Source organism: Kitasatospora sp. NPDC086801 (assembly GCF_044745805.1).
Lineage (GTDB): Bacteria > Actinomycetota > Actinomycetes > Streptomycetales > Streptomycetaceae > Kitasatospora.
Window position 1 is genome coordinate 28201 of the sequence record NZ_JBIVAX010000032.1, and the last position, 24264, is coordinate 52464.

The window sequence follows — 24264 nt, forward strand, 5'->3', positions numbered from 1 at the left end:
CGCCGAGGAGCAACCCCCGCGAGCGCGGGGCCGACATCCTCGCCCTGCCGTTCACCGTCATCGGCTCGGAGCAACCCCCGCGAGCGCGGGGCCGACGGCGGCGGCGATCGCGCCCTGCATGGCGAGGAGGAGCAACCCCCGCGAGCGCGGGGCCGACAGGCGGTGGTTGCCCGCGTGTTGGACGACCTGCGAGCAACCCCCGCGAGCGCGGGGCCGATTCCGAGTTGCGCCCAGACCTCCCAGAGCCGGCGGAGCAACCCCCGCGAGCGCGGGGCCGATTTCGTCCAGCCGCACCGCTCGCACAAGACCTCGGAGCAACCCCCGCGAGCGCGGGGCCGATCGACGGACCTGTCCGGGCCGCAGGACCTCACCGGAGCAACCCCCGCGAGCGCGGGGCCGATGAACGATCGTCTCCCACTGGGATCCGATTGTCAGAGCAACCCCCGCGAGCGCGGGGCCGACGACCTTCGCGACGCAGCTCTTGTCGACGCCGAGGAGCAACCCCCGCGAGCGCGGGGCCGACATCCTCGCCCTGCCGTTCACCGTCATCGGCTCGGAGCAACCCCCGCGAGCGCGGGGCCGACCGTCAGCCCGGGCAGCAGGACACCCGCAGCCCGGAGCAACCCCCGCGAGCGCGGGGCCGACAGGCCGTACGCCTGGATCGCTTCCGGCCCCCGGGAGCAACCCCCGCGAGCGCGGGGCCGACATCCAGCCGTACGACTCTCACGTCGGCCACGGGGAGCAACCCCCGCGAGCGCGGGGCCGACGCGATCAACACCACCACCCGCAACGGGCAGTCGGAGCAACCCCCGCGAGCGCGGGGCCGACCACACAGCTCCTCCAGCGGCTGCTGGAGGAGCGGAGCAACCCCCGCGAGCGCGGGGCCGACGCCGAGCGGCGAGACGTACTGCTCGCCGTCCCGGAGCAACCCCCGCGAGCGCGGGGCCGACCCGCGAATGTCCGTATTCACATTGTTCGACCTGGAGCAACCCCCGCGAGCGCGGGGCCGACTCCTCCCCGGGCGGGACCAAGCCGACGAAGATGGAGCAACCCCCGCGAGCGCGGGGCCGACTGCGGCGGCCAACTCCTTGAACGTCCATGGCGAGAGCAACCCCCGCGAGCGCGGGGCCGACTCACCCGATCGGAGGTGGGGCCACTTCAATCCGGAGCAACCCCCGCGAGCGCGGGGCCGACTTGCCGATGAACCTGGCCGGGACCGAGTACTTGGAGCAACCCCCGCGAGCGCGGGGCCGACCGGGTGCGCACCCTGGTGGGCGGGCCGGTGCCGGAGCAACCCCCGCGAGCGCGGGGCCGACGAGAGCGTGTACGGGATCTCCCAACTGGTCGAGGAGCAACCCCCGCGAGCGCGGGGCCGACGGGCAGGTGGCTGAAGACGGCCCACCACCGGCGGAGCAACCCCCGCGAGCGCGGGGCCGACCACGCGACGCCAGGCGTGCTCGGCGGCCTCCAGGAGCAACCCCCGCGAGCGCGGGGCCGACCTCGGACGGGGGCGGGGGGATGGTGATCACCGGGAGCAACCCCCGCGAGCGCGGGGCCGACCCTGGGAGAAACAGCCCCGAATGCTGCTCCGCGGAGCAACCCCCGCGAGCGCGGGGCCGACGGGCGTCCTCACTAGGCGGGAGGGGCGGGCGAGGAGCAACCCCCGCGAGCGCGGGGCCGACCGTGCTGCGCGAGCTCAACACGGGCGCTGGCGGGAGCAACCCCCGCGAGCGCGGGGCCGACGCCGCGACGGTCATGGCGAGCGGGGTCACCGCGGAGCAACCCCCGCGAGCGCGGGGCCGACCCGCACTGGGAGCACATCCGCCTGGCCTTCCAGGAGCAACCCCCGCGAGCGCGGGGCCGACATCTTCATGGCGGCGTCCCACAGCGACCACATGGAGCAACCCCCGCGAGCGCGGGGCCGACCAGGAGGAGCGGCCGAGCTGGTCGTCGCTGTGGGAGCAACCCCCGCGAGCGCGGGGCCGACCCACGCGGTGGCGCTCGGCCCGCTGCTCGGCCGGAGCAACCCCCGCGAGCGCGGGGCCGACCGGTGGGCGGTTGACGGTACCTGGGCCAAGGTCGAGCAACCCCCGCGAGCGCGGGGCCGACACGCACGCCCAAACCTGTGACCACAAGAGCCTGGAGCAACCCCCGCGAGCGCGGGGCCGACATCCTGATCGGCCTCATGGTCCTGATCGCCTGGGAGCAACCCCCGCGAGCGCGGGGCCGACGATGATCACCGAGCTTGTTCGAACACTTGGACGGAGCAACCCCCGCGAGCGCGGGGCCGACGTGGACGTGGCGCTGCCCGGCCCGCTCGGTGAGGAGCAACCCCCGCGAGCGCGGGGCCGACATGCCGGCGTCCGCGAGCCAGCCGTAGAAGGTGGAGCAACCCCCGCGAGCGCGGGGCCGACAGACCGGCATCGTGGCGGACCCGGCGGAGCTGGGAGCAACCCCCGCGAGCGCGGGGCCGACCTTCTTAGGCCTGCACTCAATTTCCAGGCCGTAGAGCAACCCCCGCGAGCGCGGGGCCGACCGGGCCTACACCCGCCAGGAGTACCTGATGTGGGAGCAACCCCCGCGAGCGCGGGGCCGACTCCGGCAGCGACAGGCCGCCCAGCGCGAACTTGGAGCAACCCCCGCGAGCGCGGGGCCGACGGGATGATCGTGTGGCGGTCGTAGGGCTTGGCCGAGCAACCCCCGTGAGCGCGGGGCCGACGGCGCGAAGACCAGCGTCATGTCCTCGATGGAGGAGCAACCCCCGCGAGCGCGGGGCCGACCAGCACGGGCACGAGGTGATCACCGCCGTCGCGGAGCAACCCCCGCGAGCGCGGGGCCGACCGCTCGGCCCGCTCGGCCTTGTCCTCCCCGACGGAGCAACCCCCGCGAGCGCGGGGCCGACGCCGCCCGCTCGACCCCGTCGGTCTGTCGCCGGGAGCAACCCCCGCGAGCGCGGGGCCGACTCCAAGAACGATGCCGACGCAGTGCTGTCGGCGGAGCAACCCCCGCGAGCGCGGGGCCGACACCAGGTCCGCGGCCACCTCGGGGGCGAGGAAGGAGCAACCCCCGCGAGCGCGGGGCCGACTCCGGAGCGGCTGTGCATGGTGGGCACGTAGTGGGAGCAACCCCCGCGAGCGCGGGGCCGACTTCAGGCCCAGCTCAGCGCGCATGGACGTGGCGGAGCAACCCCCGCGAGCGCGGGGCCGACGGTGTTCCCCTCCTCGCCCCGCTCGGGGGCTGGGAGCAACCCCCGCGAGCGCGGGGCCGACCCGACCCGGGCGCGCCCCGCGCCGGTACGTCGGGAGCAACCCCCGCGAGCGCGGGGCCGACTCATCGGGTCATCTCCGGTGTGTGGACGGTCCGGAGCAACCCCCGCGAGCGCGGGGCCGACGCGGAGGTCCCACAGGGACAGCTCGTCGTCGAGGAGCAACCCCCGCGAGCGCGGGGCCGACTCGGGTAGAACCGGTAGTGCCGCTGGTGGTCGGGAGCAACCCCCGCGAGCGCGGGGCCGACAGGGAGAGCCGAGCCATGGACATCAACCTCCTGGAGCAACCCCCGCGAGCGCGGGGCCGACCGACCGGCCCCGGCTGGTACGCCACCGTGACGGGAGCAACCCCCGCGAGCGCGGGGCCGACCAGACGAAGCCGGGCGGGCTTATCCTGGCCCCGGAGCAACCCCCGCGAGCGCGGGGCCGACCGGCCGTCGGGAAGCAGGCGGGAGCGGACGTTGGAGCAACCCCCGCGAGCGCGGGGCCGACCGATCCCGCTGAAGCCGGCCGAGTGGGAGCAGGGAGCAACCCCCGCGAGCGCGGGGCCGACTGTGATCCGGCCGTACGGGCTCACCCTTGAGGAGAGCAACCCCCGCGAGCGCGGGGCCGACCCTCAGCAGCAGCTCCCGGATGTCCGAGTCGAGGAGCAACCCCCGCGAGCGCGGGGCCGACGAATCAGGCAGCGACACCGACCGCGAGCGCGAGGAGCAACCCCCGCGAGCGCGGGGCCGACATACGGACCGGCGCGGCCGACGGGCCAGCGTCGGAGCAACCCCCGCGAGCGCGGGGCCGACGTGGCGCCCCCCGGTGATGAGGACCGGGGGGCGGAGCAACCCCCGCGAGCGCGGGGCCGACGGCCCAGCCTCGGTCCGCCCAGCCGCCCGACGGGAGCAACCCCCGCGAGCGCGGGGCCGACTGGTCCCGAACATGTGAACTCCCTCAGTGGTGGGAGCAACCCCCGCGAGCGCGGGGCCGACCTCTGATAGCTGCCCATCGTCTCCCCGCTCAAGGAGCAACCCCCGCGAGCGCGGGGCCGACACCGACGCGCACCTCAGCGACAGCCCCTGATCGGAGCAACCCCCGCGAGCGCGGGGCCGACACTTCCTGACCTGCAGTGATTAGCGGCCGAGGGGCCTGATTGATTCAGTTCGATCGGTAGAGGGCTCGTCGAACGGTCGATGCGTTGTTGCCATCTCTCCTTGCCTCAGGGCTGGTTGTCAATGCCGTGGCCTACGCTCTCGAAGCGTACTCGCACGTGGAGGTTGAGACGATGGTTGAGGACCGTTGGCAGTGGTACCCGCCCGAGGTCAGGCGCTGGCTGGGCGCGCTGTGGGGTAGGTTCGCCGGGCAGGGGTGTGGGCGGTGGTCGATGCCGGGTACCGTCACGGTATGACGACCAGTGACTTCGTTGTGGTGACGACGACCCATGACGACGAGACGAAGGCCCGTGAGCTCGCCTCGGTGGTGATCCGTGACCGCCTGGCCGCGTGTGCGCAGGTCTACCGCGTCCAGTCCGTCTACTGGTGGGACGGCGAGGTGCAGGAGTCCGCCGAGTGGCGGATCGACTTCAAGTCCCGGGCGAGCTTGGCTGATCAGCTGTCCGCGCGCATCGTTGAGCTGCACTCCTACGACACGCCGGAGGTCGTCGGGGTGCCGGTGATCACTGGATCGGCCGCCTACCTGGACTGGGTGGCCGCAGAGACGCGAAGCTGATCGGCAGTTACTCCAAGGAGGCCCGGATCTCGTCTCGAAAGGCCTGGGCCGCCGACGATGCCGGGAGCTGGTCGGCCAGTGCGGACAGCCGTACTCGACCCATGGTCGTCTCGGCTTCGAGCGTGGCGGCGAGGGCGTGGCGGCGAGGGCGCGGCGGCCGATCTCGACATCCTGTTCGACGGCGCCCGCCGTGAGGTAGCCCGCCGCGACGTCTCCGAGCACTGCGACCCTGATCTTTCGGTCGTCCTCGCCCAGGTCGGCCAGGGTCTGGTCTGCGGCCGCGCCGAGGTCTCGATGCCGCAGCTTGGCGTAGGTCGCCACCGTCATTGAGCTGAGGCGCGCTTCGCCCAAGAAGGACATCCAGGCCGGAGCGGTGTCGGGCTCCGCGTAGTCGAAGGCAGTCCGGGCGCGGTCCAGCGCACGCAGTGCCGATTCCCTGTCGCCGTCCGCTGCGGCCTCCTCGGCTTCCCGTGCGGCGAGCCATGCCCGGGCCGCTTCCAGGCCTCGGCCCCGGACATTCTCCCGTGCGGCGGCGAGCATCTGCCGAGCCGTTGCTGCCTCCACCCCGTACGAGGCGTAGCCCAGGGCGAGGGCATGCAGCGGGCCGTGTCCGGCGCGGTCGGCCGCGAGTCGAGCCGTCCGGTAGTAGTGACCGGCGCGCGAGTAGTCGCCGAGGTCCCAATAGGTCCATCCGGCCAGAGCTGCGGTCTCTCCAGCGGCGATGGTGAGCGCGCCCCGGTGGGTGCCAGAGTTCGGTAGGACCGCAGTGATGTGGTCGATATGCGTGGACAGCTGCGCGGCGAGCAGTCGAGCCGGGATGTGCTGCTCCTCGTCCCCGAACTGTCGTGCGGTGATCGACATCAGGTGGTCTACGGACATCTGATCGCGATGGGGCTGCCACCGAGTGCGGAGGCGAGCCGTTCCCATGGCTCGATGGCAGCGCCGGCCGCGATGGCCGCGATGGCCGCCGCGCCGCAGGTGAAGCCGCGCCTGTCCACGTCGTCCTCCTCGTCGCACGCCAGAGCGGTTGGTGTCGGGCCTGACACCGCCACTATGACTGTGTCGAGGGAGAGCAGATCCGCAAGACCCTCCGCTGTCACCTTCAAAAGCCTTGCCAGCTTGGGTCGTTGGTGCGGATAGGGGGTCGCGCTGCCCTTTTCCCACCGTGCCACCGTGGATGTCGCGACACAAGCCGCCTCGGCGAACTTCTCCTGACTGTAGCCAAGTTGAGCTCGCCGAAGTGCCAGCCGATCACGCCTGGACGCCATAGTGCCCCCGGTCCACCGACGGAAGTCCCAGCTCATGTGCCGACATGCGCGGAAGAAGCCTGGGAAACGCTGCAAAGGTGCTCTGGGAGACCGTAGCTGACAGTGGCAGGGTGGTCACACTGCTCCGCAAGGATCGGCTGAGTCATCGGGCTCGGGTCCCCATTGGGCCAGCAGCGGCGCCCAGCTCGGCGCGGGGCGCCGCGTCAAATCCCATCCGAGAGAGCTGGAGCGCCTTGTGGCCGAGCGGACCGCGCAGCGCCTCGTGAACAGCACAGTGGACCTGGACTGCGCACGGCGTCGCGCGCTGGTCATCCGGCAGATCTGCGAGGCCCGGCGGCGAAGGCGGCGGCGGGGCTGAGATGACCCCGCCATCGCAGACTTCTTACCGGGCCCATTGACGACCCGGGGCTCGGGAGGTTGAGCACCAGCAGCATGGCCGTCAGCATCACCAACACCGCGGAGGCAAAGCGATGTTCACCTACACGGACCGAATCCCGACCGGGGCCCCGCTCCCGCAGGGGTACCTGACCCCGACCCCGTTCGTCGTCGGAAAGCTCGCCCCGTACCCGCCGTTCGACGGCGGCGGCACCGTCGGCCGGATCGAGCTGGACCCGGCGAGCCAGAACGCCCGCTACTTCGACCCGACCGGTGCTCCGATGCTGAACCCCGGTCACGGCACGTCGTCCGGTACGAACCCGCCGACCGGCACCACCGGTCAGGGCGACGCACAGAGCGGGGACGCGGCGGACAGCGACACGGGGAACGACACCGACCAGTGACGTCCACTGATGCGGGACCGGTCGCGGTCGTCACCAATTTGCAAGACCCGACCGCTGACCTGGTGATCGCCGAACTGCACGACCGGGGTGTCCCGGTCGTGCGGTTCGACGCCGGTGACTTCCCTGCCACCCTGTCGCTCACCGCCCGGATCGGCGGAGGCGCACAGGAGTGGGAGGGGCGCGTGCGAACGCCGTCCCGGCTCGTCGGACTCGGCTCGATTCGGTCGCTGTACTACCGGCGACCGTCCGCGTTCGCCTTCCCCCATCTCGACCCGCAGGACGCCAGGGTCGCCGCCGCACAGGCCCGCTACGGCCTCGGCGGCGTCCTCGTTTCCCTCCCCGGCTGCCTGTATGTCAACCATCCGAACAAGATCGCCGACGCCGAGTACAAGCCCGCGGGCTTGGCCGCCGCCGCAGCCTGTGGCTTCCAGGTCCCGCCGACCTTGGTCACCAACGAACCCGCCGAGGCCTGCGAGTTCGCCGTGGCTCACGGACGGGTGATTCACAAGCCCATCAGCCTGCCGACCTATCTGATCGATGGCGTCGCTCAGACCGTGCCCGTCACCGAGGCCAGGGTCGAGGAGATCGGCGACTCGGTGGCCGGCACGATGCACCTGTTTCAGCAGCGCATCGACAAGACCGCCGACGTACGGGTCACCGTCATCGGCCGGCAGGTCTTTGCCGTCCGGATCGACTGCGGTCTTCTCGACTGGCGCGTCGACTACACCACGCACACCTACACCGTGGTCCCCGTCCCGAAGCGGGTTGAGCGCTCGCTGTTCGCCTACCTCGGCCACTTCGGGCCCCTCTTCGGCGCCTTCGACTTCGCGCTCACTGGCCCGGAGAGTACGGAGGACAGTTGGGTGTGGATCGAGTGCAACCCCTCCGGGCAGTGGGCTTGGATGGAGCCCCCGACCGGCCTGCCGATGACCGCCTCCCTGGCGGATCTTCTCCAGCGAGGAGCAGCATGACCGACACCGCACAGCTCCGACGACAGCTCGCCGACGGCATCACTGGCCAGGGGCTGACCGAGCCGGCCTGGAGGAAGGCGATCGAGGACGTCCCGCGCGATGCGTTCCTCTCCGACGCCGTATTCCGCCAGGGCCAGGACCCGCAGGGCCTGACGGTGTATGAGTCGCTGCGCCGATACGGAGTCTCCGAGGCTGAGTGGCTGGCGATGGCGTACCGGAACGAGACGTGGGTGACGCAGGTCGGCGGTGTCGACGCCGCCGACGCGACGGGCCCGGTGTACGGGCTGCCGACCTCGTCGTCGACGCTGCCCTCGCTCGTCGTGCGGATGCTGGAGGTGGCCGGCATCGAGGACGGTGACCGTGTCCGTGAGATCGGCACCGGCACCGGGTACTCCACCGCAGTCCTGTGCGCCACCGGCTCGGCGATGAGCTGGTCACCTCGATCGAGGTCGACCAGACCGTCGGCGCCCGCGCGAGAAGGACGCTGCACAGCCTCGGCTACACCCCGACCCTGATCGTCGGCGACGGCTTGGAGGAACGGCAGGCCGGCGCGGAGTTCGACCGGATCGTTGCCACCTGCTCCGTGCGTACCGTCCCGTACCCATGGCTCTGGCAGATCCGCCCCGGGGGCACCATCACGACCTGCCTCGGCGGGTGGATGCAGGCCTCCGGCCTGGTCCACCTCACTCTCCAGGCTGACGGCAGCGCGGCCGGCCGGTTCACCGGCGAAGAGACGTCCTTTGTGCTCGCCGGGCCGCATCAGTCTCCGCCGCGTTCGGCGTTCACCATGCACTCGGGTATCACCCGGCCGACCAGTCTCGACCCGAAGCACCTGTGGTCGTGGGTCGGGCGGTTCCTCGCCCGGCTCGCCGCGCCCTCCGCCGAACTTCTGGGCGCCGGAGAACAGGTGATCCTGTTGGACACCGCTACCGGTTCACAGGCGTGGACCGAGGCGTCCGGCGCCGGCTGGGCGGTCCACCAGCACGGGCCGCTCCCGCTCTGGGACGCGGTGGAACGTGCCTTCGAACGCTGGGAGAAGGCAGGCCGCCCGGGACAGGACGAGTTCGGCCTCACGGTGAGCGGCGAGGACCAACGGGTCTGGATCGGGGACCCGAGCGGCCCGAGCTGGCTCCTCCCCGGCTGACTGCCGGTACTCTGGGCTGCGCCGTCGCGGAGGAGGACCAGATGGACGAGGACGAACCCCTGGGGCAGTGGGCAGCGCGGCGGGACGCACGGCGCCGACCGGTCGGCGAACTCAAGGCCGCGACCATCGGCCACGAGACCGCACCGGCCCACCTGCACCAGGACGCACCTCGACTCATCTCCCGCTGGGACGGCTACCAGTGGGTACCGGAGACGATCGCGCCGAACTACGCCGCCGCACAGCGCCTCCTCCACGGCATCGACGGCGACGGGGTGATTCCGATGTCTTCGGCTCGACCTCCGAAGAAGCCGGCGGGGAAGCACCGCAAGCCCTGACCGGCCGTACCACGGTGCGGCCGGTCAGCGTCATCCATCACGGAGCAGTCGCCGGAGCGGCACCCCGATCGCACGGGCGATCGCGCTGAGCTTGTCGAGCGTGGGCGGTACGGGCCCGTTCTCGAACCGGCCGACGGTCCGGGCTGCTGCGTCTCTATGGGCACACACGGGGGAACCCCCGCGAGCGCGGGGCCGACCCCCGGCCCGACACGCCAGGCGCACGCCTGGAGGAGCAACCCCCGCGAGCGCGGGGCCGACCACTCTGCGATGTCCTTGTCCGCCTTCTGCCGGGAGCAATCCCCGCGAGCGCGGGGCCGACGCACAGGGCGTCCGGGAGTCGGAGGCGGACCAGGAGCAATCCCCGCGAGCGCGGGGCCGACCTGCTCGACGGCCAGTGGGCCGGCGACGGCTCGGAGCAATCCCCGCGAGCGCGGGGCCGACAAATACGGAGTCAACGGGAAGGGTGCCCCGCCGGAGCAATCCCCGCGAGCGCGGGGCCGACTACATGGCGGAGGCCGAAGACGCCCCGAAATGGGAGCAATCCCCGCGAGCGCGGGGCCGACTCCGCGAGCGCCGCGACGGCGGCCCGGCCCGACGAGCAATCCCCGCGAGCGCGGGGCCGACACCAGCGCCGGACCGGCCACGCGGGTAAGCGCGGAGCAATCCCCGCGAGCGCGGGGCCGACTGAGTCGGGCGCAACGAGTCCGAGGCCGAGCAGGAGCAATCCCCGCGAGCGCGGGGCCGACCGGCCCGGGGCGGCACGTTCGTGTCAACAGGTGGAGCAATCCCCGCGAGCGCGGGGCCGACCAGAGGGCGGCCCGGTATCGGGCACCATTGACGGAGCAATCCCCGCGAGCGCGGGGCCGACGCGATGGTCGCGCCGAGGGTGATGTTGTAGGAGGAGCAATCCCCGCGAGCGCGGGGCCGACTGTGAGCTGACAGGTCAACCGGGCATCCTGTAGGAGCAATCCCCGCGAGCGCGGGGCCGACGCCGAGCACGGCCTGGTCCGCGCCGCCGACCGAGAGCAATCCCCGCGAGCGCGGGGCCGACCCCGGGGATCCCGGCGACCGGTGCCGCCTGGGAGAGCAATCCCCGCGAGCGCGGGGCCGACGCATCGGTCAGATAAGCCCGCAGAACTCACCGGGAGCAATCCCCGCGAGCGCGGGGCCGACGCCGGGGGCGTTGGCTACTTTCCGTTGTCATTGGAGCAATCCCCGCGAGCGCGGGGCCGACACTTTCTGACCTGCGGTGATTAGCGGCCGAGGGGCCTGATTGATTCAGTTCGATCGGATGACAGCCCGGAGGGGAGCTGATGTATGACCGTCATATTTCTTTGCTCCGAACCGAGTTGTCAGTGAGGTGTCCTAAGCTCTCGAAGCGTACCTGCACGTGGAGGTTGAGACGATGGTCGAGGACCGTTGGCAGTGGTACCCGCCCGAGGTCAGGGGCTGGCTGGGCGCGCTGTGGGGTAAGTCTGCCGGGCGGGCCGGGGGGACGGTCAACCTACTGCTGTCGCACATGCTGGACACCGCCGCGGTGGCGGAAATTGTCTGGGACCGCTACTTGCCGCCGGTGACGCGGTGGCGTCTGGACGCTCTCGCGGGCGGCGCTGGTAAGGGGCGGCGTCTGTTCGCCTGGTTGTGCGGGATCCATGACTGTGGCAAGGCCACTCCGGTGTTTCAGCATCTCGACGTCGCTGGCGAGGCGGCGGTCCGTCAAGCGGGGCTCACCTGGGACAAGTACGCGGTGAAGGGCTCGTCTTGGCGGCATGACAAAGCCGGTGCCCGGTTGCTGAGGGCGCTGCTCACAGACGCGAAGTGGTGTGAGGAACAGATCGGTTGGGTCTGGCCGCTGGTCGCCGGCCACCACGGGCTGATCCCGACGCTGGGGCAGCTGAGCCCGCCGAAGAAGAACGAAAAGCTGCAAGGCAGCAGCCAGCCCTGGAAGCTCGCGCAGTCGGCGTTGGTGGAGGTGTTCTCGCGGGAGCTCGGCTATGAGGGGGAGTCGCCGCTGGCCGCGGTGGAGCCGGTGCTGGTGCCGAGCCGTGCGGCGCAGCTCCAGTTGTCCGGCTTCGTGGTGATGGCGGACTGGATCGCCAGCGACGAGCGGCACTTCACGGGTGTGTCCGACCTGGCGAAGGTGGCGATGCCTCAGGCGCGGCAGCGGGCTGCGGCGGCGTGGTCGAGGCTCGAACTGCGCGGCGGATGGGGAGCGTTGGCGGCGCCCGGTCCGGAGACGTTCCGGGACCGGTTCGGCCACGGGGCCAGGCCTTCGCAGGAGTTGGTCCTCGACGTGGTGCGTCGGATGGGCGGCCCCGGGCTGGTGATCGTCGAGGCGCCGATGGGGGAGGGGAAGACGAAGGGGGCGCTGGCGGCGGCCGAGTTGATGGCAGCGCGTCACGGTGCGGACGGGGTTTTCCTGGGGATGCCGACCCAGGCGACGGCGGATCCGATGTTCACTCAGGTCCGGTCGTGGCTGCGCGAGGTCGGTGATGGGCTGGAGGGCCAGGTCGCGCTGCTGCACGGCAAGCGGATGTTCAACAAGGAGTGGCGCGGTCTGCTGGAGGGCGCGGGGGAGTGGGGGCAGGACGCCGATTCCCACTACTCGTCGGTGGGGGAAGACGAGTTCGGCATGCGGACCGACTGCTTCGACGGTTGCGCGGACGGGGAACGCAGAGCCCCCGCCGAGTGGTTCCTCGGGCGTCGCCGTGGTCTGCTGAGCCCGTTCGCGGTCGGCACCATCGACCAGCTCCTGTACGCCGCCACCCGTACCAAGCACGTGATGCTGCGGATGGCCGGCCTGGTGGGCAAGGTCGTGATCCTCGACGAGGTCCACGCCGCCGACGTCTACATGTCGCAGTTCCTGCTGGAGGGCCTGTGGTGGCTCGGGCAGGCCGGCGTGCCGGTGGTGCTGTTGTCGGCGACGCTGCCGCCGGAGCAGCGGCGCCGCCTGGTCGCCGCCTACCTGGCCGGTACGCAGTCGGCGGAGGCCTCGGCGGCCCTGGAGCTTCCCGAGCCGGAGGGCTATCCGAGCGTCACGGCGGCCTGGGCGGGGCCGAACGGGCAGCCGGAAGTGCTGGTGGAGAGCACCGCGTCCTGGCGTGAGGACCTTCAGGTGCGGGTCGAGGTGCTCGACGAGCCTCCGATGCGGACCGACGCCCAAGTCGCGCAGGATGCCGCCGTGGTCGACTACCTGAGGGAGCGGCTGGTTGACGGCGGGTGCGTCCTGGTCATCCGGAACACCGTGGCCCGCGCCCAGGCCGCGTTCGAGGCCCTCCACAAGGAGTTCGGCGCCGATGTCCGGCTCCTGCACGGGCGCCTGCACGCGGGCCACCGGGCGGACCGTACGAAGGAGGTGCTGAAGCTCCTCGGACCGCCTACGGAGGGATCCAAACGTCCTGACAGGCTGATCGTCGTCGCCACCCAGCTCGCGGAGCAGTCCTTCGACGTGGATGCCGATCTGCTGATCACCGACCTCGCTCCGATGGACCTGCTCCTTCAGCGCATCGGACGCCTTCACCGCCACGACGGCGTGCAGCGCCCCGGCCGGCTGTCCCGGCCCACCGTCGCTGTCACCGGCGTGCACCCCGACGACGACGGCGCGCCGCAGATCCTGCGCGCCTCCGAGGGGATCTACGGCCGCTACCTCCTGCTGCGCACGGCCGCCGAGGTCGAGCGGGTGGCGAAGGCCGACGGAGGCGTGTGGAGCATCCCCGGCCAGGTGCCGGAGCTGGTCGCCCGGGTCTACGGCACCGACCCCGTCGTCCCGGAGGAGTGGGCCGAGGCCGAGGCAGAGGCCAGGCAGGACTGGGAGGAGCGGCAGTTCAAGCGTCGCGCAAAAGCCGCCCAGTACGTCCTGACCCGTGCCGGGGAGCACGGTTCACAGACTCTGGCCGGGCTGCACTACGGAGCCCACAGCACGTTGTCCGAAGGGCAGTTCGAGGCCCTCGTCCGGGACGGGGAGCGGAGCGTGGAGGTCGTGCTGGTGCACCGTACGGAGAGTGGCTTCGGTGCGGTGACGGGCCGCAGCCTTGGGCCGAACGGCGAGGTCGCGGCCGAGTTGGTGGACGACGTGCTCTCCGGAACGGTGCGCCTCCCCGCCAAGCTGACCGAGGCGGCTGAGCAGGCGCTCGGTCCGCTGTCGGGCTGGCGCGACCATCCGTGGCTGCGGTACAGCCTGGCCCTCGAACTCGACGAGCACGGCGAAGCGGTCCTCGGTGACTTCCAGCTGCGCTACGACGACGTGCTCGGCCTCGTGGTGAGGGGAGGGCCCCAGTACCGGTAAAGGTGAGGGGATGAGCCGAACAGACCTCGACCCATCCCCCCAACCCCTCAACCCCGCGACGGCGGGGCCGACTTGCGGCCGACCAGGGCCGGAAAACACGGCCATGGGCCATCCCCGCGCAATGAAACCTGCGGGGCCGAGGGGCAATTCAAGCATTCGTCCCACAGCGGACCTCCGTCGGTGCCACGATGAACCGGCAACCAGCTAAACAAGGCCAGTTGGGAGATCAGCGCGTGCCTGGGTACAACCTTGTCGAGGAACCGTGGCTGACGGTACGACCCGTCGGCGACGGGCCTCCCGTACAGGTGGGGATCGCCGAGGCCCTGGCCCGGGCTCACGAGTTCGAGGGCCTCGTCGTCGAGTTCTCCACGCAGTTGCCGGCCGTCCTGCGCCAGGTTCTGCTGCCCGTCGTCGCCGACGCCACCGGCGCGCCCCGAACCCTGCGGGAGCAGGGCAGGCGTCTTGCCCAAAAGAGCGGATTCACCGAAGAGGAGCAGGACAAGCTCCTGCCCTACCTCGCCGATCACCGCGCGAGTTTCGACCTCTTCGACCCCGCCGCCCCGTTCGCGCAGGTCGCCGGGCTGCGTACCGCCAAGGACGAGACGAAGGGCTCCGCAGCCCTCGTGGCGACCGCGGCGAGCGGAAACAACGTCCCGCTGTTCGCCAGCCGCACCGACGCGGACCCGCTCGACCTGACGCCGGACCAGGCCGCCCACTGGCTCGTGCACACCCACTGCTGGGATACCGCGGCGATCAAGACCGGCGTCGTCGACGACCCCGAGGTCAAGGCGGGCAAGACGACCGGGAACCCGACCGGCCCGCTCGGGCAACTCGGCGTCATCATCCCCACCGGGCGCACCCTGTACGAGACCCTCCTGCTGAACCTTCCGCTGACCCCGCCCGACAACCTCGGCCTCCCGCAGTGGAAACGCGCCCCGCGCGGCCCTGCCTGGCAGCCCCGCGCGGCCGAAGGCCTCCTCGACCTGTGGACCTGGCAGGCCCGGCGGATCCGCCTCATCCCGCACCAGGACGAGGCCGGGCAGCTGAAGGTGGCCCGGGTCGTCATCAGCGCGGGGGACCGGCTGACGCCCATGCCCGAGCAGGAGCCCCACACCGCCTGGACCTTCACCGCCCCCGCCAAGAAGTCCGCCTCCGCCCTGCCCGAGCGCAGGCCGCGCCGCCACACTCAGGGCAAGGCCGCCTGGCGCGGCCTGGAGGCCCTTCTCACGCCCACTCGCCAGGGCCCCGACGGCGGCTTCGAGACCAGCATCCTGCTCGACCAGATCAGCGCCCTGCAAGGAGACGACCAACTCCCCGCCGACTACCCGCTGCAGGTCGAGACCTTCGGCATGGTCTACGGCACCCAGTCCGCGATCGTCGAGGACGTCATCCACGACGCCATCCCCCTGCCGCTGCTCGCCCTCCAGCAGGACAGCGAGGCCCAACTGCTCCTCCTGGACGTCGCCGAGCAGGCGGAACGACTCGCCCAGGCCGTCAGCAACCTCTCCGCCGACCTGCGCCGGGCCGCCGGAACGGACCCCATCCCCTGGGACAAGGGCCAGCGACCGGGCGAACTCCTCCTGCACACCCTCGACCCCCTGGTGCGCCGCCTGCTCGCCGGCGTCTGCACCGCCGGCGCAGACGACGAGGCCCTGGAGCGGGGCCGGCTCGCATGGGAACAACTCGCCCACCGCCAGGCGTGGGACGTGGCGAACACGCTCCTGCTGGCCGCACCCACCACCACCTTCGGCGGCCGCACGATCAGCCAGGGCGGCAAGGCGGGCAAGACGCAGACCTACAGGCTCGGCACCGCGGGCGCCAACTTCCGGCGCCGACTCGACGAGATCCTTCCCCGGTACGCCGATGCCCTACGGGAAGCGGCCGCCGCGCGGGCGGCCGAAACCGGCCCCGCCCTCGACCACGACCCCGGAGCGGACTTTGACGACTGAGCACACCGCCGCGACTGAGCACACCGCCGCCGCTGGGAACGCCGCCGCCGCCCGACGGCGCCGGTACTGGGATGAGTTCACCGGCCCCGACCACAACTGGCGGTACGACCCCCGCACCAAGCAACCACGCCGGCCGCCCGGCGAGGACCTGGCGGCCCTGCGCTCCGGCCTCGGGCGTCCCGTCATGGACAGCCCCAAGATGTGGCCGCTCTACAGCTGCGAGGTCAACGACGTCCTCGCGCTGCGCGACGAGGTCTCCGACGAGCAGAAGGCCGAGCACGCCGCGCTGGCCCTCTACGGCCTCCACCAGCAGAGCCAGTCCAAGCCGATGCACCGCCGTGGCGTCAAGCTCGGGGAGGCGCTGCGAGTGCTGCGCCGGAGCGGCAAGGTCAGCGAGGAGGCGCTCGACACCCGGGTCGCGCAACTCGCGGGCGCCACCAGCGTGTCCGCGCTGCTGGTCCACCTGCGCGGCCTGGTCACCCAACTGCGATCCATCACGCAGCCGTTGGACTACAGCCACCTGATGGCCGACATCCAGGCCTGGCACAGCACCGACCGGCGCCCGCAGGTCCGCCTCAAGTGGGCGATCGGCTACCAGGCGTGGAAGGACAAGACGCCCGCCGACAGCTGATCACCCCCCCCGCCGCACCCGTCGCCGGCACCACCACCCCCGAGGAGAAGCGCATGACCGCCCGCCTCTACATCGACGTCCACATCCTGCAGACCGTCCCGCCGGCCAACCTCAACCGGGACGACAACGGCAACCCCAAGGAGGCGTACTTCGGTGGCAAGCGCCGCTCGCGCGTCTCCTCCCAGGCCTGGAAGCGTGCCACCCGCATCCACTTCGCCGAGAGCCGCGACCGGCAGGACCTCGCCACCCGCACCAAGCGGATCGCCGCCCAGCTAGCCAAGGGCATCACCGAGCGCACCGGCATCGAGGCCGAGGACGCGCAGCGGATCGCCGACGCCCTGATCAAGTCGACCGGGATCTCCGCCGGCAAGAAGGAGGGCGACACCGCCTACCTGCTCTTCTACGGGCGCCGCCAGCTGGACGGCATCGTCGACCTGGTCGCCGACACCGCCGCCGACCTCGCCGCCCTCGACGCCAAGGCCCTCGACGAGGCCGTCAAGGCCCTGCCGGTCAAGGAGCAGCTGCAGAGCGGCCACCCGGCCGACGTCGCGCTCTTCGGTCGGATGGTCGCCGACATCCCCGGCCTGAACGTCGACGCCGCCACCCAGGTGGCGCACGCGATCTCCACCCACGCCGCCGAACTCGAATTCGACTACTACACGGCCGTCGACGACGAGAACACCGCCGACGAGACCGGCGCCGGCATGATCGGCACCATCGGCTTCAACTCCGCCACCCTCTACCGCTACGCGACCGTGGGCCTGCACCAGCTGCGCGGCAACCTCGGCGACGACAAGGCCGCCGTCGACGCCGTCGACCTGTTCGTCGACTCCTTCGCCCGGTCCATGCCCACCGGCTACGGCAACTCCTTCGCGCACCGCACCCGCCCCAGCCTGGTCGCCGTCGTCGTCCGCGCCGACCAGCCCGTGAACCTCGTCTCCGCGTACGAGAACCCCGTCCCGGCGAGCCGGGGAATCGTCGCCGAGTCCGCGCGCCGCCTCGCCGTGGAGTTCGCCACCGCCACCGAGCAGTGGGGCGACACCCCGCTGTACGTCGGTATCTGCCACACCCTCGGCGTCGACACCGACGAGACCGAGCAGGAGCTGGCGGAGGCCTTCGGTGTGAACCGCACCTTCGCCGAGCTGCGCGACGGCCTGCGCACCGCCCTCACCGAGCGGGTGAACGACAACTGATGTCCGTCGACCCCACCCCGACCCCCGCACCCACCCCCAATCTCGCACCGGCCCCGGAGCAGGAAGAGGACCAGGCGGTCCTCGTCCTGCGCCTGGCCGGGCCCCTCCAGTCCTGGGGCGACCGCAGCGCCTTCAACCGCCGCGACACCCCGCCCCAGCCGACGAAGTCCGGCGTCGTCGGCTTGCTCGCCGCCGCTGCGGGATTTCCGCGTGAAGCGGACATCACCGACCTGGTCGGCCTGCGCCTGGGCGTGCGCATCGACCAGCCCGGTACGCTGCTGCGCGACTACCACACCGTCAGCGACTACCGGGGCCGCCCGCTGCCCCAGAGCGGCGTCAACGCCAAGGGCATCCAGAAGCCGACCTCCCCGGCCAAGGACACCCACGTCACCCACCGCTACTACCTCCAGGACGCGGTGTTCGTCGCCGCCGTCCAGGGCCCGGCCGCCCTCGTCGCGACGCTCGCCGAGGCGATCCGCCGCCCGGCTTTCCCGCTCGCCCTCGGCCGCCGCTCCTGCGCCCCCACCCAGCCGATCGCCCTCGGCACCGTGCGCACCGGAGCCCTGGAGGACGTGCTGGCGGACGAGCCCTGGCAGGCGGGCACCGCCGTCAAGGCCGCCTACCGCCGACGGGTCGAGCGGGGCCCGGAGCCGTTCTCCCTCCACCGGATCGACCTGGCCGCGACCTTCGACGATCCGGCCGGCGACGACACCCTGCAGGACGTCCCGCGCTCCTTCGCGCCCCGCGAACGCGGCTTCACCACCCGGCGGATCCGCCACGCCTGGCTCAACGTCCCCACCGGCCTCGCCACGACCGCTACGACCGCTACGACCGCCACGACTGCCCAACCGGCCACTGCGGCCGGCGGCCACGACCCGTTCGCCCTGCTGGGCTGGTGACCAGATGACCTACCTCTCCCGCGTCCGCATCAACCCCCTGCGCGCCGCCAGCCGCACCCTGCTCGCCAACCCCCGCGCCCTGCACGGCGCCGTCACAGCCGGTGTCCCCGACATCGTCCCCGGCGACCGGATCCTGTGGCGCCTCGACACCGACCACCCGCGCCGCCCCACGCTGCTGGTCCTCACCTCGTCCAAGCCCGACTGGACCCACATCGTGGAACGGGCAGGCTGGCCCGACGCTGAGGGCGAGCACTACGCGGTCCGCGACTACAGCCCGCTGCTCGCCCAGCTCGCCGTCGGCCGTGAGTTCGCCTTCCGACTCAAGGCCAGCCCCGTCCAGAACACCTCCAAGCCCGACAAGCCCAGCGCGCACCGCACCAAGACCGCCGAGGAACTCCACCACCGCTCCTACCGCATGGCCCACCGCACCGCCGCCCAGCAGCTCACCTGGTTCCTCGAACGCACCCAGCGCTGGGGCTTCACGATCCCCGAAGCGCGCACCGACAGCGCGGCACCGGGCCTCGAAGCGTCAGCCTCGGACGCCCCTGCCGATACGCAGGCCGCACGGGAGGTGAGGATCACAGACCGTAGCCGCAACACCTTCACCAAGCCCGGCACCCGCACCCCCGTCACCCTCACCACCGCTACCTTCGAAGGCCGGCTGCACATCACCGACCCTGGCCTGCTGCAAGCCGCCCTCCTCGGCGGCATCGGCCCCTCCAAGGCCTACGGCTGCGGCCTGCTCACCCTCGCCCCGCTGCCGACCGGACACCACTGACCGATGGCCGACATCTGGTGGAAAGCCCACCCCCACGACCTGCACCGCCTCGCCGACCGCGTCTCCAGCGTCTATGTCGAGCGCAGCCACATCGACCGCGACGAGAACGCCGTCGTCGTCATCAACAAGCGCGAGACCGTCCGCGTCCCGGCCGCCATGGTCGCCGTGATGCTTCTCGGCCCGGGTACCCGCATCACCCACGGCGCCGTCAACCTGCTCGCCGACTCCGGCACCACCGTGTGCTGGGTCGGCGAGCAGGGCGTGCGGATGTACGCCGCAGGACTCGGCCCCAGCCGCGGCGCGGCCCTCCTCAACCGGCAGGCCTGGCTCGTCAGCCGCACCAAGGAACGCCTGGCCGTCGCCCGGACCATGTACTGCATGCGCTTCCCCGGAGAGGACGTCGGCGCCGCCACCATGCAGCAGCTGCGCGGCCGCGAGGGCGCTCGCATCCGCAAGCTCTACCAGGCCGAGTCCCGGCGCACCGGCGTCCCCTGGAACGGCCGGGTCTACAAGGCCGGCGACGCCTACGCCGCCGGCGACGACCTCAACCGCCTCCTGTCAGCCGGCAACGCGGCCCTCTACGGGATCTGCCACGCGGTCATCACCGGCCTGGGCGCCAGCCCCGGCCTCGGTTTCGTCCACACGGGCCTGGCCACCTCGTTCGTCCTCGACATCGCGGACCTCTACAAGGCCGAATACACCATCCCCCTCGCCTTCGACCTCGCCAAGCAAGGCCATACCGAGGAACGCGACGCCCGCCTCGGCCTGCGCGACCGCATCGCCCAGGACAAGCTGCTCGGGCGCATCGTCCACGACGTCAAGACCCTTCTCAGTCCGGACGGCACCGAGATGCCCGACGTCGAGGTCAACGAGCTCTGGGACGAGCGCGTCGGAACGGTCCAGGGCGGCGTCAACTGGTCCGGGGCCGAGGGCACGCCGACGACTCCGGTCTCCGACCCGGGCATGGGAGACGAACACCTGGCCATCATCGGCCCGGAGTTCACCCAGGACACGGGCAGCCCATGACCGTCATCATCCTCATCGCCGCCCCCGAAGGCCTACGCGGCCACCTCACCCGATGGATGGTCGAAGTCAACGCCGGCGTCTTCGTCGGCACCCCCAGCCGCCGCATCCGCGACCGCCTCTGGGACCTCCTCGCCACCCGCATCGGCGACGGCCAAGCCGTCCTGGTCGAACCCGCCAGCAACGAACAAGGCTGGACCGTCCGCACCGCCGGCAAGGACCGCTGGAAGCCCGTAGACTTCGACGGACTTATCCTCTCAGCCCGCTCTCGTCGATAAACCCGCAGGTCACAAAGTGTCGGCCCCGCACGCGCGGGGATTGCTCGACGGCGGTGACATCTGGCTCCTCACCCCGAAGGTCGGCCCCGCACGCGCGGGGATTGCTCCCGAGCCTTCCGGAGGCCCCTGTGACGATCACCGTCGGCCCCGCACGCGCGGGGATTGCTCCTCTGCTCAGCTCCCTTCTCGGTGGCCGCGAGTGTCGGCCCCGCACGCGCGGGGATTGCTCCGGCGACAGTAGCCGCAAGGACACGCACAGTGGGTCGGCCTCGCACGCGCGGGGATTGCTCCGAGACCATCATGGCCATCCGGACGGACGTCCAGTCGGCCCCGCACGCGCGGGGATTGCTCCGTCAGCGTCCGGGCCCTGGTCGTCATCGACGAGTCGGCCCCGCACGCGCGGGGATTGCTCCCTGCCCGGCCTGGGCGCCGTCAGCCCCGACGGGTCGGCCCCGCACGCGCGGGGATTGCTCCAGCCGGCGCTCCGGGGCCGGCATAGCCGACCAGTCGGCCCCGCACGCGCGGGGATTGCTCCGTGCCGGCGGGGGTGAGGATCGCGTCGAAGCCGTCGGCCCCGCACGCGCGGGGATTGCTCCTTGGCGACCTTGGCCCGCAGTTCGCCGGGCTTGTCGGCCCCGCACGCGCGGGGATTGCTCCGCCGTGTACGTGGATGTCACCCCGGACGACGAGTCGGCCCCGTACGCGTGGGATAGCTCCGTCATTGGGTGAGCAAACGGTGTGAGCCCGCCGTCGGCCTGGCCTCCGGGATTGCCGCAGAAGGACCGACCAGATGGCCAGACATCGGCATTAATGGGTTGCTTCAGGGGCGAAGTACTCGGTGGAGGGCCTGTTTTCAAAGATGCGGTGCTCTGGGAGCATGGTGCGATGGATCATCGGCAGATAGTCAGTTCCGGCTCGCCACTCGAACCCCAAATCGGCTTTTCCCGGGCAGTCCGCAAGGGGGCGCACGTCGCGGTCGCCGGGACTGCTCCCATCGGGGATGACGGGACGACTGTGGGGAAGGGCGACGTCTACGCCCAGACCGTCAGGTGTCTGGACATTGCAGAGGTCGCGCTGAAGGCCGCGGGGGCATCGCTGGGGGATGTTGTGCGGACCCGCATCATGCTCACTGACGTGACTCGTTGGAAGGAAGCCGCGCGAGCGCACGGAGAGCGGTTCGCGTCGGTCCGTCCGGCCTGCACCGTCGTTGAGGTCTCGCGCTTCATCGATCCCGAGTGGCTCGTTGAAGTGGAGATCGACGCCATCCTCGACTGATTCCCGAAGTCGCTGATCGCAGCTGCACGTTGGTGGCTGCGATCGGCGCTGTGGCTTCGTGGCGGATGGGGAGACGGGCTTGTCGTGGTCGGCAGGTGAGCCGCGAGGTCAGGAGCCGAGTGCAGGCGAGGCCGGTACCCGGGCGGGGCGGTGGTGGCGGGTGTCGGCCAGGCCCGGCCACCGTTGGGCGATGTCGGCGGTGCCCACGGGGAGGTCGAACTGGTCGAGGATGCGCATGACGATGTGGTCGACGAGGTCGCTGATGCCGTTCGGGATGTCGTAGAAGGCGGGCATCGGGGGGACGATGCGCACGCCCATCCGGGAGAGCGCGAGCATGTTGTCGAGGTGGATCTCGTTGAGGGGCGTCTCCCGGGGCACGAGGACCAGCGGGCGGCGTTCCTTGAGGGTGACGTCGGCGGCGCGGGCGATGAGGTTGTCGGCCATGCCGTGTCGGACGGCCGCGAGCGTCTTCATGCTGCACGGGACGATGGCCATGCCCGCGACCGGGTAGGAGCCGGAGGAGATGGTGGCGCCGAGGTCGCCGAACTTGTGTGTCACGTCGGCGAGTTCGGCGAAGTGTCGGGTGCTGTAGGGCGTCTCCGTTTCGATCGTGGAGCGGGCCCAGGTGCTCAGGACGAGGTGGGTCTCCACCTGTGGCACCTCGTGCAGGACCTGGAGCAGGCGGACGGCGATCGGGGCGCCGGTGGCGCCGGTGACTCCGATGACGAGGCGGGTGGGGGGTGTGGCGGACACAATGTGCTCCTGGCGTAGGGGGACCGACCGGGGGACGGACCGGAGGGGAGGGGGCGCGCCGCTCCCTCCCCTCCGGCGGGTTACAGCGGCAGGACGCCCGCCCAGCGTTCGCGCACCCGCTCGCGGGTGGCCTGGTCGACGCGGTTGGCCGCCGGGTACCGGTCCTTCCACGCGAACGGCTTGCACGCGTCGATGAGCACGATGCCCATCGACAGGTCGCCGGCGGCGAGCCTGTCGGGCGCGAGCCTCGGGTCGATGGCGGTGGTGGGCGCGCGCAGGACCTGGATGGATTCGGCCGGGTGGACGCGGGTGAACATCGCCCACAGGACGTGGTTGATGTCGGTGATGTCGATGTCCTCGTCGACCACGACGAAGTACCGTTCCATGCCGCCGGTGCGCTTGCGCCCGGCCGCCGCCAGCAGTGCGTGCATGGCGTCCCCCGCGCCGGTCTGCTCGATGGAGACGACCATCAGGAGCTGTCGGGCGTAGGCCCACACGCCCTTGACGTTCTGTACGCCGGACGCCTCCAGGTGGTCCCAGGTCAGCGACGCCGAGTAGAGCGGGACGGCCTGGTCGCCGGCCGGGATGGTCGGCAGCATCGGCGGGGCGCCCAGGATGATCGGGTCGTCGCGGTGCAGGATCCGGGTGACCCGGACGACCGTTTCCTGGCCCGAGTGCGTGTAGTAGCCGGTCCATTCCCCGAAGGGGCCCTCCAGGACGGACTCCTCCTCGACCGGCGGCAGTTCGCCCTCGATCACGATCTCGGCGTACGCGGGGATCGGAAGTTCGCTGCCCGGTGCGTACAGGACCTCGACGCCCTCCCCGCGCAGTCCGCCCGCCAGGTCGTACTCCGACATCCCGGACGGTGCGGCGATCGCCGCGGCGGTCGACAGGATCGGGTCCTGGCCCACGACCACGGCGATCGGGCAGGCCTGGCCGCGCGCCCAGTACTTCTCGGCGATCGCCTTGGCATGCCGGTTGCCGAGCATCCACAGCGACAGCCGGTCACGGCCCTGGACGCAGGCCCGGTACGTGCCGACGTTGACCCAGCCGCTGTCGGGGTCGCGGGTGATCACCATGCAGGCGGTGCCGATGTAGCGGCCGCCGTCGTTGTCGTGCCAGCGCGGGGTGGGGAAGATCCCGAGGTCGACGTCGTCGCCGACCAGGACGTTCTCCAGGATCGGGCCGGTGGCGACCTCCACGGGGGGAACGGGCTCGATCCGCTTGCTGAGGTCCTTCCAGGCCCGCACGATGTCGAGCTTGGCGGTGTCGTGCGGCAGTCCGAGCGCCACCGCGGTACGGGCGGGCGTCCCCATGAAGTTGGTGAACACCCGGTACCCGGTGGGGAATCCCGGGATGTTGTCGAACATCAGGGCGGGGCCTTCCCGCTCCGCCAGCAGTTCGGTGATGCCTCCGATGTCCAGGTCGCGGTCGGCGCCGTCGATCTGGAGGACTTCGTCCGCCCCGAGGGCCTCGGTCAGGTGGTCGATGTAATGCCGAAGATCACGGAATGCGCTCATCTGCCGTCGGGGAGCCGGGCGGTGTGCCCGGGTCTCCCCTCCTCCTCTTCCTCGCGGGTGGCGGCCGCGCCTGGCACGGCCGCCACGGGGGATCGCAGTCCCGCGCGGACAGGTGCCGCGCTGGCCTGCACACCGATGATCCGGATCGGCCGCGAGCGGGCGCAACGAGTCCGGGCGCACGCGCCGGATGCCGCCGGGGATA

19 protein-coding genes and 3 CRISPR repeat arrays are annotated in these 24264 nt (G+C 71.6%); of the genes, 15 read left to right on the forward strand and 4 right to left on the reverse strand.

Annotation, left to right across the window (positions count from 1 at the left end):
* The first annotated feature begins 6 nt into the window (after nt 1-6).
* Nucleotides 7-4367: direct repeats of the CRISPR family, unit length 29 nt; unit sequence GGAGCAACCCCCGCGAGCGCGGGGCCGAC.
* Between the two features lie 290 nt (nt 4368-4657).
* Nucleotides 4658-4981, forward strand: coding sequence for a divalent-cation tolerance protein CutA (cutA, locus tag ACIPLC_RS27520; RefSeq protein ID WP_400475697.1), 324 nt, complete (start codon nt 4658-4660; stop codon nt 4979-4981).
* Between the two features lie 869 nt (nt 4982-5850).
* Here cutA and ACIPLC_RS27525 read toward each other — a convergent pair.
* Nucleotides 5851-6249, reverse strand: a complete 399-nt coding sequence (locus ACIPLC_RS27525) for a helix-turn-helix transcriptional regulator (protein ID WP_400475698.1) — start codon at nt 6247-6249, stop codon at nt 5851-5853.
* 470 nt (nt 6250-6719) lie between these two features.
* Here ACIPLC_RS27525 and tgmA point away from each other — a divergent pair, with 470 nt between their 5' ends.
* The 5 genes from tgmA to ACIPLC_RS27550 are packed head-to-tail and all read left to right on the forward strand — an operon-like array spanning nt 6720 to nt 9478.
* Nucleotides 6720-7028, forward strand: a complete 309-nt coding sequence (tgmA, locus tag ACIPLC_RS27530) for a putative ATP-grasp-modified RiPP (protein WP_400475699.1) — start codon at nt 6720-6722, stop codon at nt 7026-7028.
* On the forward strand, nt 7025-7999 hold the full coding sequence (gene tgmB / locus ACIPLC_RS27535; protein ID WP_400475700.1) for an ATP-grasp ribosomal peptide maturase: 975 nt from the start codon (nt 7025-7027) through the stop codon (nt 7997-7999). Before tgmA ends, tgmB begins: the two co-directional genes overlap by 4 nt.
* Nucleotides 7996-8514 carry a hypothetical protein gene (locus ACIPLC_RS27540; RefSeq protein WP_400475701.1) on the forward strand — a complete coding sequence of 173 codons (519 nt, stop codon included), beginning with the start codon at nt 7996-7998 and terminating at the stop codon, nt 8512-8514. Before tgmB ends, ACIPLC_RS27540 begins: the two co-directional genes overlap by 4 nt.
* Entirely contained in the window at nt 8406-9143 is a 738-nt protein-coding gene (locus tag ACIPLC_RS27545; protein WP_400475702.1) for a hypothetical protein, read from the forward strand. Before ACIPLC_RS27540 ends, ACIPLC_RS27545 begins: the two co-directional genes overlap by 109 nt.
* Nucleotides 9144-9184: 41 nt before the next feature.
* Nucleotides 9185-9478: a DUF6087 family protein gene (locus ACIPLC_RS27550; protein ID WP_400475703.1), complete on the forward strand. Its 294-nt coding sequence runs from the start codon at nt 9185-9187 to the stop codon at nt 9476-9478.
* Between the two features lie 30 nt (nt 9479-9508).
* Here ACIPLC_RS27550 and ACIPLC_RS27555 read toward each other — a convergent pair whose 3' ends face one another.
* The gene (locus ACIPLC_RS27555) at nt 9509-9646 is read right to left on the reverse strand and encodes a helix-turn-helix domain-containing protein (protein WP_400475704.1); all 138 of its coding nucleotides are present in this window, start codon (nt 9644-9646) and stop codon (nt 9509-9511) included.
* A CRISPR array of direct repeats spans nt 9647-10712; the repeat unit is 28 nt; unit sequence GAGCAATCCCCGCGAGCGCGGGGCCGAC. It abuts the gene before it with no gap.
* Nucleotides 10713-10883: 171 nt separating this feature from the next.
* Between ACIPLC_RS27555 and cas3 the strand changes: the two genes are divergently transcribed.
* The 9 genes from cas3 (at nt 10884) to ACIPLC_RS27600 (ending at nt 21789) form a co-directional block, all read left to right on the forward strand.
* The gene (gene cas3, locus ACIPLC_RS27560) at nt 10884-13763 is read left to right on the forward strand and encodes a CRISPR-associated helicase Cas3' (RefSeq protein WP_400475705.1); all 2880 of its coding nucleotides are present in this window, start codon (nt 10884-10886) and stop codon (nt 13761-13763) included.
* A gap of 233 nt (nt 13764-13996) precedes the next feature.
* Nucleotides 13997-15712, forward strand: coding sequence for a type I-E CRISPR-associated protein Cse1/CasA (casA, locus tag ACIPLC_RS27565; RefSeq protein ID WP_400475706.1), 1716 nt, complete (start codon nt 13997-13999; stop codon nt 15710-15712).
* On the forward strand, nt 15702-16343 hold the full coding sequence (gene casB, locus ACIPLC_RS27570) for a type I-E CRISPR-associated protein Cse2/CasB (RefSeq protein WP_400475707.1): 642 nt from the start codon (nt 15702-15704) through the stop codon (nt 16341-16343). Before casA ends, casB begins: the two co-directional genes overlap by 11 nt.
* Nucleotides 16344-16396: 53 nt before the next feature.
* A complete protein-coding gene (gene cas7e, locus ACIPLC_RS27575; RefSeq protein ID WP_400475745.1) occupies nt 16397-17536 on the forward strand; it encodes a type I-E CRISPR-associated protein Cas7/Cse4/CasC in 1140 nt (379 codons plus the stop codon).
* Nucleotides 17536-18435 carry a type I-E CRISPR-associated protein Cas5/CasD gene (gene cas5e, locus ACIPLC_RS27580; RefSeq protein WP_400475708.1) on the forward strand — a complete coding sequence of 300 codons (900 nt, stop codon included), beginning with the start codon at nt 17536-17538 and terminating at the stop codon, nt 18433-18435. The genes cas7e and cas5e overlap by 1 nt, the downstream gene beginning before the upstream one ends.
* 4 nt (nt 18436-18439) lie before the next feature.
* Nucleotides 18440-19213 (forward strand): type I-E CRISPR-associated protein Cas6/Cse3/CasE, encoded by a 774-nt coding sequence (gene cas6e / locus ACIPLC_RS27585; RefSeq protein WP_400475709.1) that lies wholly within the window; start codon nt 18440-18442, stop codon nt 19211-19213.
* Between the two features lie 3 nt (nt 19214-19216).
* On the forward strand, nt 19217-20239 hold the full coding sequence (gene cas1e / locus ACIPLC_RS27590; RefSeq protein ID WP_400475710.1) for a type I-E CRISPR-associated endonuclease Cas1e: 1023 nt from the start codon (nt 19217-19219) through the stop codon (nt 20237-20239).
* Nucleotides 20236-20514 (forward strand): type I-E CRISPR-associated endoribonuclease Cas2e, encoded by a 279-nt coding sequence (gene cas2e, locus ACIPLC_RS27595; protein WP_392913460.1) that lies wholly within the window; start codon nt 20236-20238, stop codon nt 20512-20514. The genes cas1e and cas2e overlap by 4 nt, the downstream gene beginning before the upstream one ends.
* Before the next feature lie 18 nt (nt 20515-20532).
* Nucleotides 20533-21232: a CRISPR direct-repeat array (repeat unit 29 nt; unit sequence GTCGGCCCCGCACGCGCGGGGATTGCTCC).
* A gap of 167 nt (nt 21233-21399) precedes the next feature.
* The gene (locus ACIPLC_RS27600; RefSeq protein WP_400475711.1) at nt 21400-21789 is read left to right on the forward strand and encodes a RidA family protein; all 390 of its coding nucleotides are present in this window, start codon (nt 21400-21402) and stop codon (nt 21787-21789) included.
* 108 nt (nt 21790-21897) lie between these two features.
* Here the strand turns inward: ACIPLC_RS27600 and ACIPLC_RS27605 are convergent, their stop codons facing one another.
* Nucleotides 21898-22542 carry a UbiX family flavin prenyltransferase gene (locus ACIPLC_RS27605; RefSeq protein ID WP_400475712.1) on the reverse strand — a complete coding sequence of 215 codons (645 nt, stop codon included), beginning with the start codon at nt 22540-22542 and terminating at the stop codon, nt 21898-21900.
* Between the two features lie 80 nt (nt 22543-22622).
* Nucleotides 22623-24062 carry a UbiD family decarboxylase gene (locus ACIPLC_RS27610; protein ID WP_400475713.1) on the reverse strand — a complete coding sequence of 480 codons (1440 nt, stop codon included), beginning with the start codon at nt 24060-24062 and terminating at the stop codon, nt 22623-22625.
* Nucleotides 24063-24264 lie beyond the last annotated feature (202 nt).

Excerpts from the sequence above, each read along its gene's own strand:
- cutA (WP_400475697.1), top strand. The coding sequence starts at position 4,658 with ATGACGACCAGTGACTTCGTTGTGGTGACGACGACCCATGACGACGAG.
- ACIPLC_RS27525 (WP_400475698.1), bottom strand. The coding sequence starts at position 6,249 with ATGGCGTCCAGGCGTGATCGGCTGGCACTTCGGCGAGCTCAACTTGGC.
- tgmA (WP_400475699.1), top strand. The coding sequence starts at position 6,720 with ATGTTCACCTACACGGACCGAATCCCGACCGGGGCCCCGCTCCCGCAG.
- ACIPLC_RS27540 (WP_400475701.1), top strand. The coding sequence starts at position 7,996 with ATGACCGACACCGCACAGCTCCGACGACAGCTCGCCGACGGCATCACT.
- ACIPLC_RS27550 (WP_400475703.1), top strand. The coding sequence starts at position 9,185 with ATGGACGAGGACGAACCCCTGGGGCAGTGGGCAGCGCGGCGGGACGCA.
- cas3 (WP_400475705.1), top strand. The coding sequence starts at position 10,884 with ATGGTCGAGGACCGTTGGCAGTGGTACCCGCCCGAGGTCAGGGGCTGG.
- cas7e (WP_400475745.1), top strand. The coding sequence starts at position 16,397 with ATGACCGCCCGCCTCTACATCGACGTCCACATCCTGCAGACCGTCCCG.
- cas5e (WP_400475708.1), top strand. The coding sequence starts at position 17,536 with ATGTCCGTCGACCCCACCCCGACCCCCGCACCCACCCCCAATCTCGCA.
- cas6e (WP_400475709.1), top strand. The coding sequence starts at position 18,440 with ATGACCTACCTCTCCCGCGTCCGCATCAACCCCCTGCGCGCCGCCAGC.
- cas1e (WP_400475710.1), top strand. The coding sequence starts at position 19,217 with ATGGCCGACATCTGGTGGAAAGCCCACCCCCACGACCTGCACCGCCTC.
- cas2e (WP_392913460.1), top strand. The coding sequence starts at position 20,236 with ATGACCGTCATCATCCTCATCGCCGCCCCCGAAGGCCTACGCGGCCAC.
- ACIPLC_RS27600 (WP_400475711.1), top strand. The coding sequence starts at position 21,400 with ATGGATCATCGGCAGATAGTCAGTTCCGGCTCGCCACTCGAACCCCAA.
- ACIPLC_RS27610 (WP_400475713.1), bottom strand. The coding sequence starts at position 24,062 with ATGAGCGCATTCCGTGATCTTCGGCATTACATCGACCACCTGACCGAG.